This window comes from Polaribacter sargassicola, from assembly GCF_021991835.1.
Classification (GTDB): domain Bacteria; phylum Bacteroidota; class Bacteroidia; order Flavobacteriales; family Flavobacteriaceae; genus Polaribacter; species Polaribacter sargassicola.
In genome coordinates, this window is sequence record NZ_JAHDAU010000008.1 from 1 (window position 1) to 21881 (window position 21881).

Annotated in this window: 19 protein-coding genes and 2 tRNA genes; 13 read left to right on the plus strand and 8 right to left on the minus strand. The window is 29.1% G+C overall.

Going from position 1 to position 21881, the window contains the following annotated elements; translation table 11 throughout:
• Positions 1-803: 803 nt before the first annotated feature.
• The 5 genes from rpsT (KI686_RS12720) to proS form a co-directional block, all read right to left on the minus strand.
• Complete coding sequence (gene rpsT / locus KI686_RS12720) at positions 804-1055, minus strand: 30S ribosomal protein S20 (protein ID WP_237589706.1); 252 nt, start codon at positions 1053-1055, stop codon at positions 804-806.
• 34 nt (positions 1056-1089) lie between these two features.
• A tRNA-Glu gene (locus tag KI686_RS12725) sits at positions 1090-1161 on the minus strand.
• 348 nt (positions 1162-1509) lie between these two features.
• Positions 1510-1761 carry a 30S ribosomal protein S20 gene (gene rpsT / locus KI686_RS12730; protein ID WP_237589707.1) on the minus strand — a complete coding sequence of 84 codons (252 nt, stop codon included), beginning with the start codon at positions 1759-1761 and terminating at the stop codon, positions 1510-1512.
• 33 nt (positions 1762-1794) lie between these two features.
• Positions 1795-1866, minus strand: a tRNA-Glu gene (locus KI686_RS12735).
• Positions 1867-1960: 94 nt separating this feature from the next.
• Positions 1961-3439, minus strand: a complete 1479-nt coding sequence (gene proS, locus KI686_RS12740; RefSeq protein ID WP_237589708.1) for a proline--tRNA ligase — start codon at positions 3437-3439, stop codon at positions 1961-1963.
• A 160-nt stretch (positions 3440-3599) separates the two neighbouring features.
• On the opposite strand from proS, the gene KI686_RS12745 reads away from it, so the two are divergent.
• From KI686_RS12745 to porT, 5 genes are all read left to right on the plus strand, one after another.
• Positions 3600-4574: a hypothetical protein gene (locus tag KI686_RS12745; RefSeq protein ID WP_237589709.1), complete on the plus strand. Its 975-nt coding sequence runs from the start codon at positions 3600-3602 to the stop codon at positions 4572-4574.
• 41 nt (positions 4575-4615) lie between these two features.
• A complete protein-coding gene (locus KI686_RS12750) occupies positions 4616-6010 on the plus strand; it encodes an OmpP1/FadL family transporter (RefSeq protein WP_237589710.1) in 1395 nt (464 codons plus the stop codon).
• 133 nt (positions 6011-6143) lie between these two features.
• Positions 6144-7052 carry a NifU family protein gene (locus KI686_RS12755; protein ID WP_237589711.1) on the plus strand — a complete coding sequence of 303 codons (909 nt, stop codon included), beginning with the start codon at positions 6144-6146 and terminating at the stop codon, positions 7050-7052.
• Positions 7053-7054: 2 nt separating this feature from the next.
• Positions 7055-7783, plus strand: a complete 729-nt coding sequence (ubiE, locus tag KI686_RS12760) for a bifunctional demethylmenaquinone methyltransferase/2-methoxy-6-polyprenyl-1,4-benzoquinol methylase UbiE (RefSeq protein ID WP_237589712.1) — start codon at positions 7055-7057, stop codon at positions 7781-7783.
• A 1-nt stretch (position 7784) separates the two neighbouring features.
• Positions 7785-8495 carry a type IX secretion/gliding motility protein PorT/SprT gene (porT, locus tag KI686_RS12765; RefSeq protein WP_237589713.1) on the plus strand — a complete coding sequence of 237 codons (711 nt, stop codon included), beginning with the start codon at positions 7785-7787 and terminating at the stop codon, positions 8493-8495.
• 1 nt (position 8496) lies between these two features.
• On the opposite strand, the gene KI686_RS12770 is transcribed toward porT, so the two are convergent.
• Complete coding sequence (locus KI686_RS12770) at positions 8497-9228, minus strand: TrmH family RNA methyltransferase (protein ID WP_237589714.1); 732 nt, start codon at positions 9226-9228, stop codon at positions 8497-8499.
• A gap of 69 nt (positions 9229-9297) precedes the next feature.
• Between KI686_RS12770 and tamL the strand changes: the two genes are divergently transcribed.
• The 7 genes from tamL to KI686_RS12805 all read left to right on the plus strand — a co-directional run bounded on the left by tamL (position 9298) and on the right by KI686_RS12805 (position 19610).
• Positions 9298-11805, plus strand: coding sequence for a translocation and assembly module lipoprotein TamL (gene tamL, locus KI686_RS12775; protein WP_237589715.1), 2508 nt, complete (start codon positions 9298-9300; stop codon positions 11803-11805).
• Positions 11806-11904: 99 nt separating this feature from the next.
• Positions 11905-12972 carry a class II fructose-bisphosphate aldolase gene (fbaA, locus tag KI686_RS12780; RefSeq protein WP_237589716.1) on the plus strand — a complete coding sequence of 356 codons (1068 nt, stop codon included), beginning with the start codon at positions 11905-11907 and terminating at the stop codon, positions 12970-12972.
• 169 nt (positions 12973-13141) lie between these two features.
• Complete coding sequence (accD, locus tag KI686_RS12785; RefSeq protein ID WP_237589717.1) at positions 13142-13999, plus strand: acetyl-CoA carboxylase, carboxyltransferase subunit beta; 858 nt, start codon at positions 13142-13144, stop codon at positions 13997-13999.
• Between the two features lie 155 nt (positions 14000-14154).
• A complete protein-coding gene (rpsO, locus tag KI686_RS12790) occupies positions 14155-14424 on the plus strand; it encodes a 30S ribosomal protein S15 (RefSeq protein WP_237589718.1) in 270 nt (89 codons plus the stop codon).
• 183 nt (positions 14425-14607) lie between these two features.
• A complete protein-coding gene (locus KI686_RS12795) occupies positions 14608-16851 on the plus strand; it encodes a polyribonucleotide nucleotidyltransferase (RefSeq protein ID WP_237589719.1) in 2244 nt (747 codons plus the stop codon).
• 101 nt (positions 16852-16952) lie between these two features.
• Positions 16953-18104 (plus strand): 2-amino-4-hydroxy-6-hydroxymethyldihydropteridine diphosphokinase, encoded by a 1152-nt coding sequence (folK, locus tag KI686_RS12800; RefSeq protein WP_237589720.1) that lies wholly within the window; start codon positions 16953-16955, stop codon positions 18102-18104.
• Positions 18105-18143: 39 nt separating this feature from the next.
• Positions 18144-19610, plus strand: coding sequence for an OmpA family protein (locus tag KI686_RS12805; RefSeq protein ID WP_237589721.1), 1467 nt, complete (start codon positions 18144-18146; stop codon positions 19608-19610).
• A gap of 94 nt (positions 19611-19704) precedes the next feature.
• On the opposite strand, the gene gldC is transcribed toward KI686_RS12805, so the two are convergent.
• Positions 19705-20040: a gliding motility protein GldC gene (gene gldC / locus KI686_RS12810; RefSeq protein ID WP_237589722.1), complete on the minus strand. Its 336-nt coding sequence runs from the start codon at positions 20038-20040 to the stop codon at positions 19705-19707.
• Complete coding sequence (gldB, locus tag KI686_RS12815; protein ID WP_237589723.1) at positions 20040-20999, minus strand: gliding motility lipoprotein GldB; 960 nt, start codon at positions 20997-20999, stop codon at positions 20040-20042. The genes gldC and gldB overlap by 1 nt, the downstream gene beginning before the upstream one ends.
• A gap of 59 nt (positions 21000-21058) precedes the next feature.
• Here gldB and nadE point away from each other — a divergent pair, with 59 nt between their 5' ends.
• Entirely contained in the window at positions 21059-21847 is a 789-nt protein-coding gene (gene nadE, locus KI686_RS12820) for an NAD(+) synthase (protein WP_237589724.1), read from the plus strand.
• The last annotated feature ends 34 nt before the right edge of the window (positions 21848-21881 follow it).

The window sequence follows — 21881 nt, forward strand, 5'->3', positions numbered from 1 at the left end:
TACTCGTATTTCCGTTAGCGGGTGCAAATATACACCTCTTTTTAATAATCACAACACCTTTTTTAACTTTTTTATCCCAAAATGAAATATAAATGTATAAGGTGTTGGAATTGAAATCCTTATAGATAGAAGTTTTTTTATAGAAATTAGTTTTCAAACATAATTAATACATAAATCACAGAATTTATAAATAAATACCATTAACATCAAACAGATATATGGAACTCTTACATTCTTTTGATATAATTAGTATTCTAAAAAACTAATAAAAACACACCTACTTTTAAAGATTTTATCAAAAAACTTAAAAACATTCATAATCTATAATTAATTTTCATCTTATTATAAATTGAATAACAAACAAATCAAAACTGACTGAAAAATAATTCAAATATTTAAACCAGAATCAATAACTAATCTAGTATCCAAAAAAAACCTCTTAACAAAAATATTTTTTCAGAAACTTCACACAACAAACAACACTGAAATTAAATTTCTATCATAGAAAAAACATACCCAAAAACTAATAACAAATACTATTAATAGCATAATTATCAATCTATTTTTGTAAAAAGGGATCTATTATTATTATTAGGGTATTAAAATTACGTAGACAAAAAAAAGATATCTACCTCCATTTAATCATCAATCAAATACTACTTATATGAAATTAAAAAAAAGTACAGAAATAAAGATTGTAACACACCTCTTTTACAGCAACTAAACAATCTAAAATATTCAGCACAAAAAAAAGCTCTGAATATGAATTCAGAGCTTTTAAATTTTATTTAAAAAAGAAGATTTTACAAAGCAGCTACATGCTTAGTTAACTTTGATTTTAAGTTAGAAGCTTTATTCTTGTGAATAATATTGTTCTTAGCCAACTTATCTAACATAGAAATAACCTTAACTAATTTTCCTTCAGCCTCAACTTTATCCTCTACAACACGTAAATCTCTAACAGCATTACGAGTAGTTTTATGCTGATATTTATTACGTAACCTTTTAGCTTCGTTACTTCTGATTCTTTTTAAAGCTGACTTATGATTTGCCATAATTGTTAATTTATTACTTCTTTTTTTAAACTTGTAGTCCGTACGGGAATCGAACCCGTGTTACATGGATGAAAACCATGCGTCCTAACCCCTAGACGAACGGACCAAATCAATTAAGAATATCTCAATTGCGGGTGCAAATATACAATGTTTTTTAATTTGTACAAGAAATTATTAAAAATAAATCAACTTTTTTATAAAAAATTAGATATCGCCAAACAACAACCACATTAAAACATTTAAAATCAACAAATTATAACAATAACTAATTTTTAATTTTAATTAAAAAAATATTAACCTACGTATTAAAATCTACATACTATTTTACACTAAACTCTAAAGATTGTTTTTTTACAAATCAAAATCAAGATACAATAACAGCATTTAAATTAATAACAAAAAAAACTCCGAATATAAAATATTCAGAGTTTTAAATTTCTTTAGAACTAAAATCTTACAATGCAGCAACGTGCTTTGTTAATTTAGATTTTAAATTAGATGCTTTATTTTTATGAATAATGTTGTTCTTAGCTAACTTATCTAACATAGAAATAACTTTTACTAATTTAGTTTCTGCTTCAGCTTTATCTTCAACAATACGTAAATCCCTAACAGCATTACGTGTAGTTTTATGCTGATACTTATTACGCAACCTTTTAGCTTCGTTGCTTCTAATTCTTTTTAACGCTGACTTATGATTTGCCATAATACTTTAATTTGTTTTTTCAATAAAACATTGTAGTCCGTACGGGAATCGAACCCGTGTTACATGGATGAAAACCATGCGTCCTAACCCCTAGACGAACGGACCAAATCAATTAAGAATATCCTAATTGCGGGTGCAAATATACAATGTTTTTTAATTCTCACAATTTTTTTTAGAAAAAAAATGTTTTTTTTCTAAATTAATATGCTTTTGCAAAAAGAACTCTTCTGTAAGACGGTTTACCAGTTAAAATACATACACCTTCCTCTTCTACTGCATCGTTAGGTATACACCTAATGGTTGCCTTAGTAATTTCTTTTATTTTATCTTCTGTTTCTTCAGTTCCATCCCAGTGAGCAGAAACAAAACCACCTTTATTCTCTATTGTATTTTTAAACTCTTCGAACGTATTTACAATTGTTGTATGATTGTTTCTATAACTAACTGCCTTTACAAACAAGTTCTTTTGTATTTCTTCTAACAGGTTTTCAATAAAAGAAACTGCTTCTTTTTGAGGTACTGTTTGTTTCTCTAAAGTATCTCTCCTTGCAATTTCTAATGTTCCATTTTCTAAATCTCTTTTCCCTATTGCTACTCTAACCGGAACTCCTTTTAATTCATACTCTGCAAATTTTGCTCCTGGTCTATAAGTATCTCTTGTATCAAACTTAACAGATATACCTTTTTTGCGTAGATCTTTTACAATTACATCAACTTTCTCTGAAATTGCATCTAATTGTTCTTCTCCTTTATAAATAGGAACTATAGCAACTTGTATTGGCGCCAGTTTAGGAGGGAGCACTAGACCTAAATCATCAGAATGCGTCATTATCAACCCACCTATTAAACGCGTAGAAACACCCCAAGAAGTGGCCCACACATATTCTTGCTTACCTTCTTTAGAAGTATATTTAACATCAAACGCCTTTGCAAAATTCTGCCCTAAAAAGTGACTTGTACCAGCTTGTAATGCCTTACCATCTTGCATTAAAGCTTCTATTGTATAGGTTTCATCTGCACCTGCAAAACGCTCACTATCTGATTTAACACCTTTAACAACTGGCATAGCCATAAAATTTTCTGCAAACTCAGCATAAACATCTTGCATCTGTTTTGATTCTGCTATAGCTTCTGCTTTTGTTGCATGTGCCGTGTGCCCTTCTTGCCATAAGAACTCTGCTGTTCTTAAAAATAAACGCGTACGCATTTCCCAACGAACCACATTTGCCCATTGGTTTATTAATAAAGGTAAATCTCTGTAAGATTCTATCCAGCCTTTATAAGTATTCCATATAATTGCTTCTGAAGTTGGCCTAACAACCAACTCTTCTTCTAACTTAGCTTCAGGATCTACACGTAATTTACCTGGCTTATCAGGATCATTTTGTAATCTATAATGTGTTACTACAGCACATTCTTTAGCAAAACCTTCTGCATTTTTTTCTTCAGCTTCAAACAAACTCTTAGGGACAAATAGCGGAAAATAAGCATTCTCGTGCCCAGTTTCTTTAAACATTCTATCTAATTCTGCTTGCATTTTTTCCCAAATAGCAAAACCATATGGCTTTATAACCATACAACCTCTAACTGCAGAATTTTCGGCTAAATCAGCTTTCACTACCAATTCATTATACCATTTAGAATAATCGTCCTCTCGTTTTGTTAAATGTTTACTCATAGTCATTAGTTTGGCACAAAAATTGTTACCTTTAAAGTGAAATATTTGTTAAAAATTAATACTCGTCTTATAAAAACATCGCAAAATTACTATAATTTAGAGAGTTTTTAGCAAGAATTTAGTATTTTAAATAGAATACAACCATCAAAATTTATTCATTATGAAACTACGTTATATAAATATCAACTTAAATCAACTATTATTACTCCTTGCAGCTAACTTAATATTAGTGTCTTGTGGTACTTACCAAAGTGCATATAATGACGATGGAATTTATGGTGATGAAACAAAAGTTACTGTTGTTAATGAAGAAGAATATCAAGATTATGAGGACAATTATTACACTAATAAATTAAGTAATATAGAAGGTTTAAATGATGATGACATTTTTACCGATGTAGAAAACTACAATTCTGACGATCAAAATATTGATGAAGAAATATACGACCAAAATGAACCTTGGGGAGAAACTAATAACGTAGTTGTACATTTAAACATGAACAATGATCCATATTGGGATAATTACTTTGGTTTTGGATATTATAATTCTTGGAATTACAGAGGATTTAACAACTGGCACAATCGTTGGGGATATAATAATTGGGGATATAATGGTTGGGGTTACGGCTACAATTCTTATTGGCACCCTTACCACAATTACTATGGTTGGAATATTGGTTTTTACAATCCTTTTATTAATTATTACAACTATGGTTATGCGTACAACAGATTTAGTAATAATCGCTATTTTAGAAACACAAACTACACTAGAAGACCTACTACTACCAATAACTTTAGAAGAAATTACACAACAAATTCTAAGTACAGAAACCTTATAACAAGCAAAAGAAATAGTGTTACAAAAAATTCTTCTAACACAACAACCAGAAGAAGAACCACCACTACTTCTAACACATCAAAATCTACAAATAGAAATACGAGATCTACAACTACTAGAAAAACTACAACACCTACTAGATCAACTAGATCATCTTCTTCTAACAACAATTATAGTAGAAGAACTTATAACACATCTTCTAGCAGAAGTTCATCTTCTACCAGAAGCTCTGGAACAATATCTAGAAGTAGCGGAACATCATCTAGAAGATCTACTTCTTCTAGAAGAGGCATGTAATTTGTTATTTAAAAATATTAAAAGATTTCAATAAGAATTTTATGAAAAAAATTTTAACATTCGTAATTTTTACTTTAATTACACTAACATCTTATTCTCAATCATTAGGATACCAAGATTTAGGAATTCTTTTTTCTAAAGACGATGAAAACGGAACTGCTCGTTTTAAAGCTATGAGTGGTGCATTTGGCGCATTAGGAGGAGATATTTCTGCCATTAATGTAAACCCTGCGGGTATTGCTGTATTTAAAAACAGCATTTTCTCTGGTAGTGTAAACTCTAGAAACTCTGACATTACTAGTAATTATTACGGCAACTCAATTAAAACTAATGATAATTTTATAAATATATCTAGTGCAGGTGCTGTATTGGTTTTTGATTCTGCTTACAAATCTCAATGGAGCAAATTTGCAATTGGTTTTAACTATAGAATTACAAAAGATTTTACAGACAGCTTTTTAGTACAAGGTAATAGTGGTGTTGCAACTTTTATAGACTTCCCTTTAGATAGTAATACAACACCTATTATATATGACACGGCAGACCAACAATTTTTTACCAATAATTATACAGGTGAAACAACAGAATTTAACATTGCATTCTCTTCGGTACATCAAAATAAATTATATGTTGGTGCGTCTTTAAATTTTTACGATTTAAATTTTAGCCAAAAAAATGAACTTGTAGAATTTAATAGCGATGGAAATGGAAATGAATTGGATGCTTATCTTTATCAAGAAAACATAACAACAGGAACTGGTTTTTCTGCAAATCTTGGTTTTATTTATAAAGCAAATCAAAATTTTAGATTTGGTTTATCTTATCAAACACCAACTTGGTATTCAGAAATTATAGAATCTACTAACATACTTAATAATGATGGTTATTTTGGAGACACAGAAATATCTGTTAGTGAAGATAATATTACATACTCTAATAATGTAGATAATAACGGTAACTACTATTATCCGTATCAAGAATTTTTATACAAATTAAAAACACCTAGTAAAATTACTGCAAGTACTGCTTATATTTTTGGAAAAAGTGGTTTAATTAGTATAGACTACATTAATAAAGCATATGAAAACACCAAATTAAGTAATTCTAATTTTAATACTGAAAATCAGTTTTTTCAAAACGAATTAAGAAGTACTCATTCTTTTAATGTTGGTACTGAGTGGCGTTTAAACAACTTTAGCGTAAGAGGTGGTTACAAATTTGAACAAAATCCAGACAAACTAGCGTTAGATTCAGACAATTTAGAAGGTTATTCTATAGGAGGTGGTTACAATTTTGGCCACATAAAATTAGATTTTGCTTTTAACAACTCTAACAGAACAGCTGCTTATAACTTTTATTCTGGATTTAATGTAAATTCTGCCGAACTAGAAATAGACAACAGAACATTTACAACCACAATTTCTATAAATCTATAACACATAAAAGAGAAACACATAATTCCACTAGAAGAAAACTATTATTTCTTTTCTAGTGGATTTTTTATTTATCACACTAAAACAATTCTGTTTTCCTTTTTTTGCATTAATTTTGCAAATCAATTTTTAGCACATGCAAGACGTAAAAATTACCATACAAGAAACTACAAACAATACCATTATAAAATTTAACACAAATAAAATTTTAATAAATGGTGGAAGTTATGAATACAACAATATAGACGAAGCAAAAAACTCTCCTCTAGCACAACAATTATTTTATTTACCTTTTGTAAAAAAAATATTTATTACAGCTAACTTTATTGCCATACAACGTTTTGACATTATAGAGTGGCCAGACGTGCAAGAAGAAGTTGCAGAGCAAATAGAAGCTTACTTAAATAGTGAAGGACTTGTTGTTAATGAAAACACTAACACTTCTAAGAAAGAAGCTATAGAAGTTTATGCAGAGGTTACACCAAACCCATCTGTAATGAAATTTGGCACAAATAAAGCATTAACACAAACAGATGTTGAGTTTAAGAATATTGATGAAGCCAGCAAATCATCTCCTTTAGCGCAAGCAATTTTTAATTTTCCTTTTGTAAAAGAAGTTTTTATTTCTGATAATTATATTTCTGTTACAAAGTATGACATGGTAGAATGGAATGAAGTTTTTGCTGAAGTTAGAAATTTTATTCGCGAATATCTTGTAGAAGGTAAAACGATTATTAAAGAATTACCTAACCAAGAAAAAGCTACATCAACAGAAACAATTAAAGAACCAGAAGTACAATTAGAAGGTATTTCTGCACAAATTTCTGACATTTTAGACGAATATATTAAACCTGCAGTTGCTGGTGATGGTGGTAATATTGCTTTTCGTTCTTATGATGAAAAAAATAAAATAGTAAATGTTGTTTTACAAGGAGCTTGCAGCGGATGCCCTTCTTCTACAGCAACATTAAAAAACGGAATAGAAAGCTTATTACAAGAAATGCTACCTAATCAAATTAATCAAGTAATTGCAATAAACGGATAAAAATGTCAAAAATCATCAAACCTTATAAAGATTCAGAACTTGGTAAAAAAGAACAAGTTGCACAAATGTTTGATAATATATCTAAAAACTACGACGGCTTAAATAGAGTTATTTCTTTAGGAATTGATGTAAAATGGCGTAAAAAAGTTGTACAAATTGTTGGGCAAAATAATCCTAAACAAATTTTAGACATTGCAACAGGTACTGGTGATTTAGCTTTAATGATGTCTGCTCTAAAACCAGATAAAATTGTTGGATTAGACATTTCTGAAGGAATGTTAGAGGTAGGAAAACAAAAAATTGCGAAAGCAAATCTTTCTGATAAAATAGAAATGATTGTTGGAGACTCTGAAGAAATGCCTTTTGCAGACAATACTTTTGATGCAATAACTGTTTCTTTTGGTGTACGTAATTTTGCTAATTTAGAAAAAGGTATTAGAGAAATTGCTAGAGTTTTAAAACCGACAGGGGTTTTAGTTATTTTAGAAACTTCTAACCCAACAAAATTTCCTTTTAAACAAGGCTACAAATTATATACTAATTTATTTTTACCTTTTGTTGGCAAGTTATTCTCTAAAGATAAAGTTGCTTATTCTTATTTATCTGAATCTGCAAATTCTTTTCCTTTCGGTAAAGCTTTCAACAATATTTTACAAAAAAACGGGTTTACTACTACAGAAGACAAACCTGTAACTTTTGGAGTTGCTACAATATATACAGCACGTAAATAAAATGAGTAAAAAATTAATAATATTCGGTTTTTTTATTTTCACTTCTGTAACTTTTTTTTCACAAAGTAACAGAGTAGACTATTTACCCACTTTTGATAAAAGAAAAATACATTATGGTTTTTACCTTGGTTTAAATCAAAATGATTTTAAATATAGTTTAAAAACCGATTCTGAAACACAAGGAACAACTATAGATATTGAACCTTCTGCCGGATTTAATGTTGGATTAATTACTGATTTGCGTTTACATAAAAATTTAAATCTACGTTTAGAACCAGGTTTAATGACTAACACTAAACAAATTACTTTTAATAACAGCTTAGATTCTAATATATTTACAAACGGAAATACTAGAGAAGTTAACTCTACATTTTTACACGTACCTCTTCTACTTAAATTTAGTACAGATAGATTAAAAAATATTCGTCCTTATGTTATAGGAGGAGTTTCATACAATTATAATTTTTCTAGTAATGAAGATGGAGATGATAATACTCAAGGACAATTTAGAACTAAAACACATAATTATATGTATGAAGTTGGCTTAGGTATTGATATTTATTTATACTACTTTAAATTTTCACCATCTATTCGTGGTGTGTTTGCTATACCTAGCGAACTAAAGTATGATAATGATGTTAACAGCCCTTATACTTCTCAAATAAACTATCTTGGAACCAGAGGAGTTTTTCTAACATTTGCTTTTGAGTAAACTAACAACTTCTTTTAAATTCGCTAAGTAAAATAGCAGTTGCTGTTGCTACGTTTAAACTTTCTGTTTCTTGAGTTATTCCAAATCTTGGAATAGAAATTTTATTAGAAATCAGTTTTTTTAAGTTATCGGAAACTCCATTTGCTTCATTTCCCATAATTAAAATACCTTCTTTAGGTAAAGTAGATTTATAAACATTTTCACCATCCATATCTGCAATAAATGTTGGTAAATTTGTTTTTGTTAAGTAATCTGCTAAATCTAAATACTTAATAGAAATTCTTTTTAAAGATCCCATGCTAGCTTGCACAACTTTTTGATTATAACAATCTACAGTATCTTTAGAACAAATTAACTCATCTACACCAAACCAATCGCACAAACGTATAATTGTTCCCAAATTACCAGGATCATTTATTGCATCTAAAGCAACTACTAATCCTTTATCTTTAAGCAACTCTTCATCAGGAATTTTAAAAAGACCTAAAACTTTATTTGGTGTTTTTAAACTACTTATTTTTTTTAAATCAATTTCAGAAATTGTGCTAATTTTATCCTTAGAAAAATCAGAAACAAAATCTTCTGTACAAAAAAGTGTTTCAACCTCAAAAGAAGAGTTTAAAAGTTCTTCCACAACCTTTACTCCTTCTGCAATAAATAATTTATGCTTTTGTCTATACTTTTTTTGAGATAAACTTGTTATTAATTTTAATTGATTTTTTGATATATTCATTAATTGATTGTAAATAAAAATAAACCGTCGAAAAATACTATTTTTGACTTTGATAGCATTGCTAAATTAATGAAAAAACTCTTTTTATCATTTTTATTCTTACTCATTTTAATTTCATGTAACTCTACAAAACATGTTATTGATGGAGAACATATGCTTACTCATAACTATATTTTTGTAGATAGTGTTAAAAATAAAAATAGTGAGCTACAAAAATATGTGCTACAAAAACCAAATCCTCGTTTTTTAAACATGCCTTTTGGACTGTATTTTCATAATATAGGAAATCATAACAACCCAAAAACACCTTCTGAATGGGGAAAGAAAAATATTAGGTCTTATAATTTTATTAAAACTATCTTCTCTGAAAAACAAAGCATTGCTTATGCTAAATATTTTATCGGTTTAAACGAATGGTTTTTAGATTATGATAAACCAGTTATTATTAACACTACTAAAATTAAAAACACTGCAAACAACCTATCTTCTTTTTATAAAAATGAAGGATATTTTAAATCTACCGTAGATTACAAAATAAATACAGATTCTTTAAATAAAAAAGCTACTGTAGAATATCATATTAAAAAAGGGAAACCAACCCTTTTAGACACAATTACTTTTAAAATAGAATCTCCGGTTTTAGATTCTATTTACACATCTTCTAAAACAAAATCACTATTAAAAAAAGGCAATCAATACAATGATAAAACGTTTAGAAACGAAGCCGATAGAATTGTAAAACTTTTTAGAAATAATGGTATTTCTAATTTTAATGAAGCTGCTTTGGGTTTTTACGTAGATTCTACAAGAACAGATTACAAAACAAATGTAGACTTATTAATTTCTGGTAGCAGATTAGAAGAAGTACAAGGGCAATACATAAACAAACCATACCAAGTACAAAAAATAACAAAAGTAAATGTTACTACAGACTACTCTTTTACACAAAAAGATAAAACACCATTAGATACTATTAATTACCAAGGCATAAATTTTTTAGCACGTAGAAAAATTAAATACAATCCTAAATATTTAGCTGAATCTATTTTTCTAAAACCAGGAAATATCTATCAAGATACTTTAAGAAATTTAACAAGAAATCATTTAAAAGCTCTTAAAAACTTTAAATCTACCAATTTAAGTTTTTCTCAAGTACCAAATAAAAGTGATGAGTTAGTAATGGATATTTTTTTAGCTCCTTTAGAAAAATTTACCTTAGGTTTTGAAACTGAAATAACACACTCTAACATTAGAAACATAGGTAGTTCTGCAAAATTTTCTATTACAAATAGAAATGCTTTTAGAGGGGCAGAACTCTTAAAATTATCTTTTTTAGGATCTTATTTTAATTCTACAAGTGGTCCTGGTTGGGAAATTGGTGCAGATGCATCTTTAGAATTTCCTAGACTTATAGCTCCTTTTGGTCTTAGTAATTTAGTACCAAAAGAAATGTCTCCTAGAACGTTATTTTCTATTGGTTCTAGTTTTCAAAAAAATATTGGTTTAGACAGACAAACTTTCACCTTTCAATCTGATTATAAATGGCAGTATAATTCAAAAAAAACAATACAGCTAGAAATTTTTAACACCCAATATATTCAAAACTTAAACATTGATAGATATTTTGATATTTATAGCTCTGAATTTACAAGTCTTAACGAAGTTGCAGAAACCTATGACCAAGTAAATAGCTCTAGCACAAACTATCCCTTATCCGAAGATTTAGACACGCAAGTTACAGAAGCATTAAGTTTTATGAATACTGTATCTAATGATACTAGTTTTAAAACTACCAATACAGACGATTATAATACTGCATTAGACATATTAAATAGATATAAAATAATAACATCAGATTTTCTTATACCAACCTTAGCATATTCCTTTACATACAATAATCAAATCAATTTTAATGATAATAATTTTTCATTCTTTAAAATAAGACTTGCAAACTCTGGTAATGTTTTAGGCTTAATTTCAAAAGAAACAAATGCTGATGATAAAAAAACTTTTGCAAAAATACCACTTGCACAATATTTTAAAACCGATATAGAATATAAAAAGTTTTGGAATATAGGGTCTAATGATGTTTTTGGTATTAGAACATTCTTTGGCGCTATTCTACCTTATGATAATTCTGACATTCCATTTACCAAAAGTTATTTTGCCGGAGGTTCTAACGACATTAGAGCATGGCAAACCTACGAACTAGGACCTGGAAGCAGAAATACAGGATTAGAATTTAACGTTGGTAGTCTTAAACTTCTTACAAGTGCAGAATATCGTTTTGATGTAGTTAGCAAACTAAAAGGCGCGCTATTTATTGATGCTGGTAATATTTGGGATATAACAGGCTCAGAATTTGTTGATGATGATGCCAGCTTTAATGGTTTTTCATCTTTACAAGATATAGCTGTTGGCTCTGGATTTGGAGCAAGATTAGATTTTAGTTTTTTAATTTTAAGACTAGATATTGGCTTTAAAACCTACGAACCTTATTTAACTGGTAATAAATGGCTTAAAAACTACAACTTTAACGATGCTGTTTATAATATAGGTATTAATTATCCTTTCTAAATTTTACATCAAACTTACAACGTTTTCGCTTTTTATATCAATATTAAGCAGTATTTTTAGTATTTTTGATGAGTAAATTAATGAATAAAAAAATTAAATATGAGTCACAATATCAAACCAGGTGTAGCAACTGGACAAGAAGTTCAAAACATTTTTAATCTTGCAAAAGAAAAAGGATTTGCATTGCCAGCAGTAAACGTTGTTGGATCTAACACAATTAACAGTGTTTTAGAAACTGCTAGAGACTTAAACTCACCTGTAATCATTCAATTTTCAAATGGTGGAGCTCAATTTAACGCTGGTAAAGGGTTATCTAATGAAGGACAAAAATCTGCCATTGCTGGTGGTATTGCTGGTGCAAAACATATTCATGAATTAGCTGTAGCTTATGGTGTTCCTGTAATTTTACATACAGATCACTGTGCTAAAAAATTATTACCTTGGATAGACGGTTTATTAGATGCTTCAGAAAAACATTTCGAAGAAACAGGTAAACCTCTTTATAGTTCTCATATGATAGATTTATCTGAAGAACCATTAGAAGAAAATATAGAAATCTGTAAAACTTATTTAGCTCGTATGAGTAAAATGGGTATGACTTTAGAAATTGAGTTAGGAATTACAGGAGGTGAAGAAGATGGAGTTGATAATTCTGATGTAGATGACTCTAAATTATACACGCAACCAGAAGAAGTTGCTTACGCTTATGAAGAGTTATCTAAAGTTTCTCCTCAATTTACAATTGCAGCAGCTTTTGGTAATGTACATGGTGTTTATAAACCAGGAAACGTAAAATTAACTCCAAAAATTTTAAAGAATTCTCAAGAATTTATAACTAAAAAATATGGAGTAGAAGAAAATCATATAGATTTTGTATTCCACGGAGGATCTGGTTCTACTTTAGAAGAAATTAGAGAAGCAATTGGTTACGGTGTTGTTAAAATGAATATTGATACAGATTTACAATTTGCATTTACAGAAGGTATTAGAGATTATATGCAAGGTAAAGCAGATTATTTAGCTACTCAAATTGGTAATCCTGACGGAGCAGACCAACCTAACAAAAAATTCTACGACCCAAGAAAATGGTTAAGAGAAGGAGAAGAAACTTTTAAAGTTCGTTTAAAACAAGCTTTTACAGATTTAAATAATGTAGATACATTATAGTTTTCTCACATAAAAAACTAAAGCACTTTGATAACCTCAAAGTGCTTTTTTTTATCACTTTAAGTTTCTAAAAGTAAACTTTAAAAAAAAACTTTTACATTTGTCAATCTAATTTATTTTCTATTTCTAAAAATAGAGCTAAAAACAACCTAAAAACTAAATAACTATAATGGATTGGTTTAAAAGAAAGGATAAAGGAATACAGACTTCTACAGAAGACAAAAAAGACACTCCAAGAGGTTTATGGTACAAAACTCCTAGTGGAAAAATAATAGATACAGAAGAATTAAAAAGAAATTTATATGTAAGCCCAGAAGATGGTTATCATGTAAGAATTGGAAGTAAGCATTATTTTGAGCTTTTCTTTGACAACAATAAATTTGAAGAACTAGATGTTAACCTTACAGCTAAAGATCCTTTAAAATTTGAAGACACTAAAAAATATCCAGAAAGATTAAAAGCTGCTCAAGAAAAAACAAAACTTAAAGACGCTATTAGAACGGCCGTTGGTAAATCTTTAGGAAAAGATATTGTAATTGCTGCAATGGATTTTGCTTTTATTGGTGGATCTATGGGGTCTGTAGTAGGAGAAAAAATTGCAAGAGCTATTGATTATGCTATAAAAAACAACCTGCCATTTTTAATGATTTCTAAATCTGGAGGAGCAAGAATGATGGAAGCATCATTATCATTAATGCAAATGGTAAAAACATCTGCAAAACTAGCACAATTAGCAGAATCTAAACTACCATATATTTCTTTATGTACAGATCCAACAACAGGTGGTACAACAGCTTCTTATGCAATGTTAGGTGATATTAATATTGCAGAACCAAATGCTTTAATTGCTTTTGCAGGACCAAGAGTTGTAAAAGACACAACCGGTAAAGATTTACCAGAAGGTTTTCAAAGATCTGAGTTTGTTTTAGAACATGGATTTTTAGATGCAATTTATGAGCGTAAAGAATTAAAAAAGCAAGTAAATCTATATATAGATTTAATACAAAACATACCTGTTAGAGCCTAACAATAAAAGCCAGCAATTGCTGGCTTTTTTATTTTCCTTAAAAAAGGAGAAAAGAACAAGTCTACTAAAGTTTTAATTACAAAAAATAATTATATATTTGCAGCTTCAATGAAAAACTCATTGATATACATAATAATCATTTAAATAATATTGGAATGTATTTAACTAAAGAAGTAAAAGAAAGCATCTTTGAAAAACACGGTAAAAGCAAAAACGATACTGGTTCTTCAGAAGGGCAAATTGCGTTATTTACGCACAGAATTAACCACTTAACAGAGCACTTAAAAAGAAATCGTAAAGATTTTAATACAGAGCGTTCATTAGTAAGGTTAGTTGGTAAACGTAGAAGTTTATTAGATTATCTTAAGAAAACAGAAATCAATAGATATCGTGCAATTATTAAAGAATTAGGAATTAGAAAATAATTCTTACAAAAAGAGGCTCTATAAACGTGCCTCTTTTTATTTTTTAAAAAGTATTTAGTTCTGATTAACAAACAGAATCTTAATAAAAAAATCGAAAGAAGTAACAACTCTTTTGAATTTCCATTTTAACAACAAACAACAACACAACAACAAACAAATTAAAAAAATTAGAATTAAAATTTTATGATTCCAAAAGTATTTAGAGAAGTAATAGACCTTGGTGATGGAAGAACTATTTCATTAGAAACTGGTAAATTAGCAAAACAAGCACACGGTTCTGTTGTTGTTCAAATGGGTAAAGCAATGTTGTTATGTACAGTAGTATCTAACTATAAACAATCTGACGTTGATTTTTTACCACTTACAGTAGATTATAGAGAAAAATTTGCTGCTGCTGGTCGTTATCCAGGAGGTTTTTTCAAAAGAGAAGCAAAACCTAGTGATGGAGAAGTATTAACAATGCGTTTAGTAGACCGTGTTTTACGTCCATTATTCCCAAAAGATTACCACGCAGAAACACAAGTTATGATACAATTAATGTCTCATGACGAAGATGTAATGCCAGATGCATTAGCTGGTTTAGCTGCATCAACAGTTATACAATTATCAGACATTCCTTTCGAAACTCCAATATCAGAAGCACGTGTAGGAAGAGTTAATGGAGAATTTATAATCAACCCTAACAGAGCTCAATTAGCAGAATCAGACATAGACATGATGATTGGTGCTTCTATGGACTCAGTAATGATGGTTGAGGGTGAAATGGATGAAATTTCTGAAGAAGAAATGGCAGATGCAATTAAATTTGCACACGAAGCTATTAAAGTACAATGTGCTGCTCAAATAAAATTAGCAGAAGCTTTTGGTAAAAAAGCTACTCGTGAGTACGAACCAGAAAGAGAAGATGAAGAGTTAGCTAAAAAAATTAATGATTTAGCTTACGATAAATGTTATGAAATTGCTAAAAAAGGAACTTCTAAAGTAGAACGTACAAACGCATTTTCTGAAGTAAAAGAAGAAATTATAGCTACTTTTTCTGAAGAAGAATTAGAAGATTTTGGTGATTTAATCTCAAAATATTTTAGTAAATCTCAAAAAAATGCTGTTAGAGAATTAATTTTAGCAGAAGGTATACGTTTAGACGGACGTAAAACTACAGATATAAGACCAATTTGGTGTGAAGTTGATTACTTACCATCTACTCATGGTTCTTCAATTTTTACTCGTGGAGAAACTCAAGCATTAGCAACAGTTACTTTAGGTACTTCTAGAGAAGCAAATCAAATTGATATGGCTTCTTATGAAGGAGAAGAAACATTTTATTTACACTACAACTTCCCTCCTTTTTGTACAGGAGAAGCACGTCCTTTAAGAGGTACATCTCGTAGAGAAGTTGGTCATGGTAACTTAGCACAAAGAGCATTAAAAGGAATGATTCCTGCAGATTGTCCTTATACAGTAAGAGTTGTATCAGAAGTATTAGAGTCTAATGGTTCTTCTTCTATGGCAACTGTTTGCTCTGGTACAATGGCGTTAATGGATGCTGGTGTACAATTAAAGAAACCTGTTTCTGGTATTGCTATGGGATTAATTTCTGATGGAGATCGTTATGCTGTTTTATCTGATATTTTAGGTGATGAAGATCACTTAGGAGATATGGACTTTAAAGTAACAGGTACAGAAGACGGAATTACTGCTTGCCAAATGGATATTAAAGTAAAAGGTCTTTCTTATGAAATATTAGTAAATGCCTTAAAACAAGCAAGAGAAGGTCGTTTACATATTTTAGAAAAATTAACAGATACTATTGCTACTCCTAATGCAGATGTAAAAGCGCATGCTCCTAAAATGATTAACAGAAGAATACCAAATGAATTAATTGGTGCTTTTATTGGTCCTGGAGGAAAACATATTCAAGAATTACAAAAAGAAACAGAAACTACTATTGTAATTACAGAAGACCCTGTTACGGAAGAAGGAATTATTGAAATTTTAGGTACTAAACCTGCAGGAATTGAAGCTGTAATTACAAAAATTGAGTCTATGTTATTTAAACCACAAGTTGGTAGCATTTACGAAGTTAAAGTAATTAAAATGTTAGATTTTGGTGCAGTTGTAGAATATACAGAAGCTCCTGGTAACGAAGTTTTATTACATGTAAGTGAATTAGCTTGGGAACGCACAGACAATGTATCTGATGTTGTAAAAATGGGAGATGTTTTAGATGTAAAATATTTTGGTTTAGATCCTAGAACTAAAAAAGAAAAAGTATCTAGAAAAGCAATTTTACCAAAACCAGAAGGTTATGTTGCAAGACCACCAAGAGATAACAATCGTGGTAGAGACAATAATAGAGGTAGAGATAATCGCGGAAGAGATAATAGACGTGATGACAGAAAACCAAGACAAGAGAAAAAAGAAGATTAATTCTTTTTTAAAATATTTTTAAAAAATCGCCAAAATTATTTGGCGATTTTTTTTGTTTGAAAGGCTTTTATATAAATGCTTTTATTTTCTTTGTAAACTTTATGAAGAATCAAAAAGTTACATATTTATCATTAGGTACAAACCAAGGAAATAAACTTGAAAATCTGCAAAATGCAATTAACTTAATTGCAGATAAAGTAGGTACTATTCAGAAAATATCATCTGTATATAAAACCTCTTCATGGGGATTTAATAGTGATGATTTTTTTAATATTTGTTTACAAACTACCACTTACCTTCTACCTGAAGAATTGATGAGTACTCTTTTAGATATTGAAAATAAATTAGGAAGAGAACGAAGTAATTCATCTGAATACACAGCCAGAAATATAGATATTGATGTTTTACTTTTTGATAATGAAATTATCTTATCAAAAACTTTGATAGTTCCACACCCTAAAATGTTAGAGCGTAAGTTTGTTTTAGTCCCTTTAGTAGAAATCGCCGGAAACACTTATCATCCAACTGCAAAAACAACACTAACTGCTTGTTTACAAAACTGTATAGACACTTCTAAAATTACTAAAACTGAACTCCAATTAGAAAGACCTATACCTATTACAGAAAAATATAACTATATTGCTATAGAAGGTAATATTGGTGCAGGAAAAACATCTTTAACCAAAATGATGGCTGAAGATTTTAATGCAAAACTTGTTTTAGAACGTTTTGCTGACAATCCTTTTTTACCAAAATTTTATAAAGATAAAGAACGATATGCATTTCCATTAGAGATGAGTTTCTTAGCAGATAGATATCAACAATTAACCGATGATTTAGCTCAGTTCGACTTATTTAAAAATTTTATTATATCAGATTATTATATCTTTAAATCTTTAATTTTCGCACAGGTTACTTTACAAAAAGAAGAGTATCAATTATATAGAAAGATGTTTGATTTGATGTACAAAGAAATTACAAAACCAGATTTATACATCTATTTATATCAAAATACTGAAAGATTATTAGAAAACATAAAAAAAAGGGGCAGGAAATACGAACAAAACATCGAAATTTCTTATCTAAAAAAGATACATAATGGATATAAAAGCTTTATTAATACAGAAAAAAATCTCAATATATTAATTATTGATGTTTCAGAATTAGATTTTGTTAAAAATTGTGATGATTACAAATACATTCTTAATAAAATTAAGCTTTTTAAAAAAAATAATATACCTTTGCTTAGATAAATACCTCCCCCAAATTGTTAAAACGAAAAACATTATAATATGAGGAGATTTTTTTTACTTTTAGTACTTACCATTTTTTTTGCTGCTAATTCATTCGCTCAATTTACTACAAATGAGATTACTTATGCAAAAACTATTAATTTAGAAAACAGTAATAGTTGGGCTGTTGGTGGAGGTTTTAGCAACTTTATTATGCATGGAGATATGCGTTCTATTGGAACTAGTGATGATACTCAATACTTAAACTTTGGAGTATTTGCATATGTAGACAAAATGTTTAACCCTTTATTAGGTTTAGAACTTAAAGCTACCTATTCAAAAATTTCAGGAGGTGCACAATATTTCTCTGATGTCTATGAACTTTTATATGTTGATAACACAGTTATTAGAGACAATATGAGATTCGAAGGAAAAGCTTTAGGAGCTGAGTTAAACTTAATCTTAAACTTTACAAACTTATATCAAACATCAACCAGAAATTGGAATGCTGCAGGATATTTTGGGTTGGGATATCATCAATATGACTCTGCCTTATATGAGATAAATCCAACAGGAGAAGATAATCTTTTAGTAGATTTTGGTTATAATAAAGCTAGAAATAGTGTTAATAAGGCTAGTTCTATATATTTATCTGGTCAATTTGGTCTTAAAAGAAGAATTAGTAAGCGAGTAGATTTAGAATTTAGAACTGGTATTTATTTTAATTACGAAGATCATTTAGATGCTGCAATATCTAATAAACAAGACTGGGAAACATTCTTTGTTACTAGTCTTGGTGCAGTTGTAAAATTAGGTAAGAAAAAAGTATTTGCTATTTGGGGAGATGATACCCTAGGTCAACAAAGTAACCCTGGCCTTAGAATTAGTGACACAGATAAAGATGGGGTAATGGACCAACTAGATATAGAACCTAATACACCTGCAGGAGTATTGGTTTATGGTAACGGTAAAGCTATTGATTCTGATCAAGATGGATTACCAGATTATAAAGATAAATGCCCATTAGTTTATGGTCCTATCTCTAATGAAGGTTGTCCTGTACTTGTTGATTCTGATAAAGATGGAATTACCGATGATAAAGATGCTTGCCCTGATACACCAGGAGTTATCGAAAATAATGGTTGTCCTAAACAAGTAACTACAGTCAATAACAATATTACTCAACAAATTAATTTATTAGCAGCTAGTATTAATTTTAATACTAATAGTGATAAAATTAAACCTGTTTCTTATACAACTATTGATGAGATTATATCTCTAATGAAAAAAATTCCTGAAATTAAATTTATAATTGAAGGACATACAGATAACGTAGGAAACGACAACTATAATTTAGATTTATCTCAAAGAAGAGCTACAAGTGTAGTTAATTATATGATTAAACAAGGTATTTCTAACGACCGACTAGAGTCTGAAGGTTTTGGAGAAACTAGACCTAAGTTTTCTAACAATACTGAAGGTGGAAGACAATTAAATAGAAGAGTGGAAATAAAACCAAAGCAATAAAATAAAGCTTATTATATAAAAGAAAAGAGACTACAAAATTGTAGTCTCTTTTCTTTTATATTTATACTTTCTTAAAAGTATAAAACTATATCATTTACTTTTTAAGTTCTAACTTTTCCGCAAAGTATTCACAGAAATCTCTCATAGTTGCACTCATTTTTTGGTCATCTGTTGCTCTTTCAAAACTGTCTGCCATAGACATTAATGTTTGATGATAAAACTGCTTCATTTCATCTATAGGCATATCTTTTGTCCATAGATCCATGCGCAATGTATCTTTTTGCTTATGATCCCAAACAGAAATCATAACAGCTTTTGACTCTGCTTTATCTATACCACCATCTATTGCTGTCCAAAAGATTTCTTCTGGAACCTTATTTTCATCTAACCCAATTTCGAAATTAACTTGTGAATTATGTTTTACTGACATTATTTTTTAGGCTTATATTTTGATTTATTGAACAATTCTTGCGAATCAATTATTAATAACTCTTGCAAAGATACATCATTATTTTGCATAAAAGATTTTACTATTTGCCAACCAAACCAAACACCAATTCTACCAGGTGATTGACTATCTTGCTGTAAATAAAATTTAGAAAAAGGTGCTATATCTAAAAACCTTTTATTAAGCTTGGTATCTGTACTAAATAGTAATTTTTTTTCTATAAAATACTTCCAAACTTTATCTTCATTATCAATACTCCATTTTAATTTGTCTTCAGAATATCCAATTTTTAGTTTGTCTGAAATCTTAGGTAAATACAAATCTAATAAGTACATCTTTTTTCCTTCAAAAACCATCTTTTCTACAAAGGTTCTACTTGTTGTTGTTGATAATTGTTTTTCTATGATAGCATTTGCTACATCAACAACTATATTTTCTTTTGTATTATTTTCTTTAATATATTTTGGATAATCAGAGTAAAACTTATGATTCTTCCCCAAATAAACATCCAAAGAAATTAACAATAAACTATCTGCATAAATAACTCTACTATTATAATCTATATTAGATAACATAGTTACTATTTTAGGCGCTTTAAAATTAGGGTTATAGTATTTAACATGCTTAAACAAAGAAATTAATTCTTCTTTATTTTTAGAAAAATCTTTATATAATTTCTGTGTTTCTAAAAATAATTCTTGTTCATCTTTATTATTAATCTTACTTATAGCAACACTATCTGTAATATTTTTTGGGAATAAATATGGATACTTATTTTTTACCTGATTTAAAGTTGTTTTATTTGAAGTATAAAAATCGACATCAAATCTATCTACTTGTAAACTTACCCCTACATCTGATACATTAACATCTTTTAATTTTTCTTTATTACAAGAAAAAAAAACAAATAAAACCACCAATACTATTAAAAAAAATCTCATAAACTTTGTATCTTGCTATTCTGAATATAAAACGATAAAAATACTAAAATAGTTTGTCCATGAAGACTGAAATAGTTGCAAAATATATAATAGATTGGTTAAAAGATTATGCTGTAAACGCTAAAGTAAATGGATTTGTTGTTGGTGTTTCTGGAGGTATAGATTCTGCTTTAACATCTACATTATGTGCTAAAACAGGTTTACCTACATTATGTGTAGAAATGCCTATACACCAAGCAGAAAACCAAGTAACAAGAGCAAACGAACATATAGAACAATTAAAAAAACGTTTTACAAATGTTTTAAGCACTAAAGTAGATTTAACTTCTACGTTTGAGGGTTTTAAAAAAGTGGTTCCTAATGTAGAACCTTCTCCTAAAGTAGATCTTTCTCTTGCTAATACTAGAGCTAGATTAAGAATGACAACATTATATTATTTAGCAGGTTTACATGGATATTTAGTTGCTGGAACAGGGAATAAAGTTGAAGATTTTGGAGTAGGTTTTTACACAAAATATGGTGATGGAGGTGTAGATTTAAGTCCTATTGCAGATTTAATGAAATCGGAAGTATATGAATTAGCTGCTTTTTTAGAAGTACCAAATTCTATTCAAAAAGCACAACCTACAGATGGTTTGTTTGGAGACAGCAGAACAGACGAAGACCAATTAGGAGCCTCTTATGACGAGCTAGAATGGGCGATGAATATGCAAGATGAAGGAAAAGTTTTAAGTGATTTTTCTGGCAGAGAACAAGAAGTTTTTAAGATATATACCAGATTAAATACAATTAATCAACATAAAATGTTACCAATTCCTGTTTGCGAAATACCTAAAGAAATCAAATAAAATTATATAAAAAAAGCCTTAATTTAAAAATTAA

What these genes read in the sequence shown, in the direction of transcription:
- rpsT (WP_237589706.1), bottom strand. Translation starts at nt 1,055, where the DNA reads ATGGCAAATCATAAGTCAGCTTTAAAAAGAATCAGAAGTAACGAAGCT.
- KI686_RS12770 (WP_237589714.1), bottom strand. Translation starts at nt 9,228, where the DNA reads ATGAATATATCAAAAAATCAATTAAAATTAATAACAAGTTTATCTCAA.
- KI686_RS12750 (WP_237589710.1), top strand. Translation starts at nt 4,616, where the DNA reads ATGAAAAAAATTTTAACATTCGTAATTTTTACTTTAATTACACTAACA.
- KI686_RS12745 (WP_237589709.1), top strand. Translation starts at nt 3,600, where the DNA reads ATGAAACTACGTTATATAAATATCAACTTAAATCAACTATTATTACTC.
- rpsT (WP_237589707.1), bottom strand. Translation starts at nt 1,761, where the DNA reads ATGGCAAATCATAAGTCAGCGTTAAAAAGAATTAGAAGCAACGAAGCT.
- rpsO (WP_237589718.1), top strand. Translation starts at nt 14,155, where the DNA reads ATGTATTTAACTAAAGAAGTAAAAGAAAGCATCTTTGAAAAACACGGT.
- fbaA (WP_237589716.1), top strand. Translation starts at nt 11,905, where the DNA reads ATGAGTCACAATATCAAACCAGGTGTAGCAACTGGACAAGAAGTTCAA.
- proS (WP_237589708.1), bottom strand. Translation starts at nt 3,439, where the DNA reads ATGAGTAAACATTTAACAAAACGAGAGGACGATTATTCTAAATGGTAT.
- gldC (WP_237589722.1), bottom strand. Translation starts at nt 20,040, where the DNA reads ATGTCAGTAAAACATAATTCACAAGTTAATTTCGAAATTGGGTTAGAT.
- KI686_RS12805 (WP_237589721.1), top strand. Translation starts at nt 18,144, where the DNA reads ATGAGGAGATTTTTTTTACTTTTAGTACTTACCATTTTTTTTGCTGCT.
- tamL (WP_237589715.1), top strand. Translation starts at nt 9,298, where the DNA reads ATGAAAAAACTCTTTTTATCATTTTTATTCTTACTCATTTTAATTTCA.
- KI686_RS12795 (WP_237589719.1), top strand. Translation starts at nt 14,608, where the DNA reads ATGATTCCAAAAGTATTTAGAGAAGTAATAGACCTTGGTGATGGAAGA.
- accD (WP_237589717.1), top strand. Translation starts at nt 13,142, where the DNA reads ATGGATTGGTTTAAAAGAAAGGATAAAGGAATACAGACTTCTACAGAA.
- folK (WP_237589720.1), top strand. Translation starts at nt 16,953, where the DNA reads ATGAAGAATCAAAAAGTTACATATTTATCATTAGGTACAAACCAAGGA.
- porT (WP_237589713.1), top strand. Translation starts at nt 7,785, where the DNA reads ATGAGTAAAAAATTAATAATATTCGGTTTTTTTATTTTCACTTCTGTA.
- nadE (WP_237589724.1), top strand. Translation starts at nt 21,059, where the DNA reads ATGAAGACTGAAATAGTTGCAAAATATATAATAGATTGGTTAAAAGAT.
- KI686_RS12755 (WP_237589711.1), top strand. Translation starts at nt 6,144, where the DNA reads ATGCAAGACGTAAAAATTACCATACAAGAAACTACAAACAATACCATT.
- gldB (WP_237589723.1), bottom strand. Translation starts at nt 20,999, where the DNA reads ATGAGATTTTTTTTAATAGTATTGGTGGTTTTATTTGTTTTTTTTTCT.
- ubiE (WP_237589712.1), top strand. Translation starts at nt 7,055, where the DNA reads ATGTCAAAAATCATCAAACCTTATAAAGATTCAGAACTTGGTAAAAAA.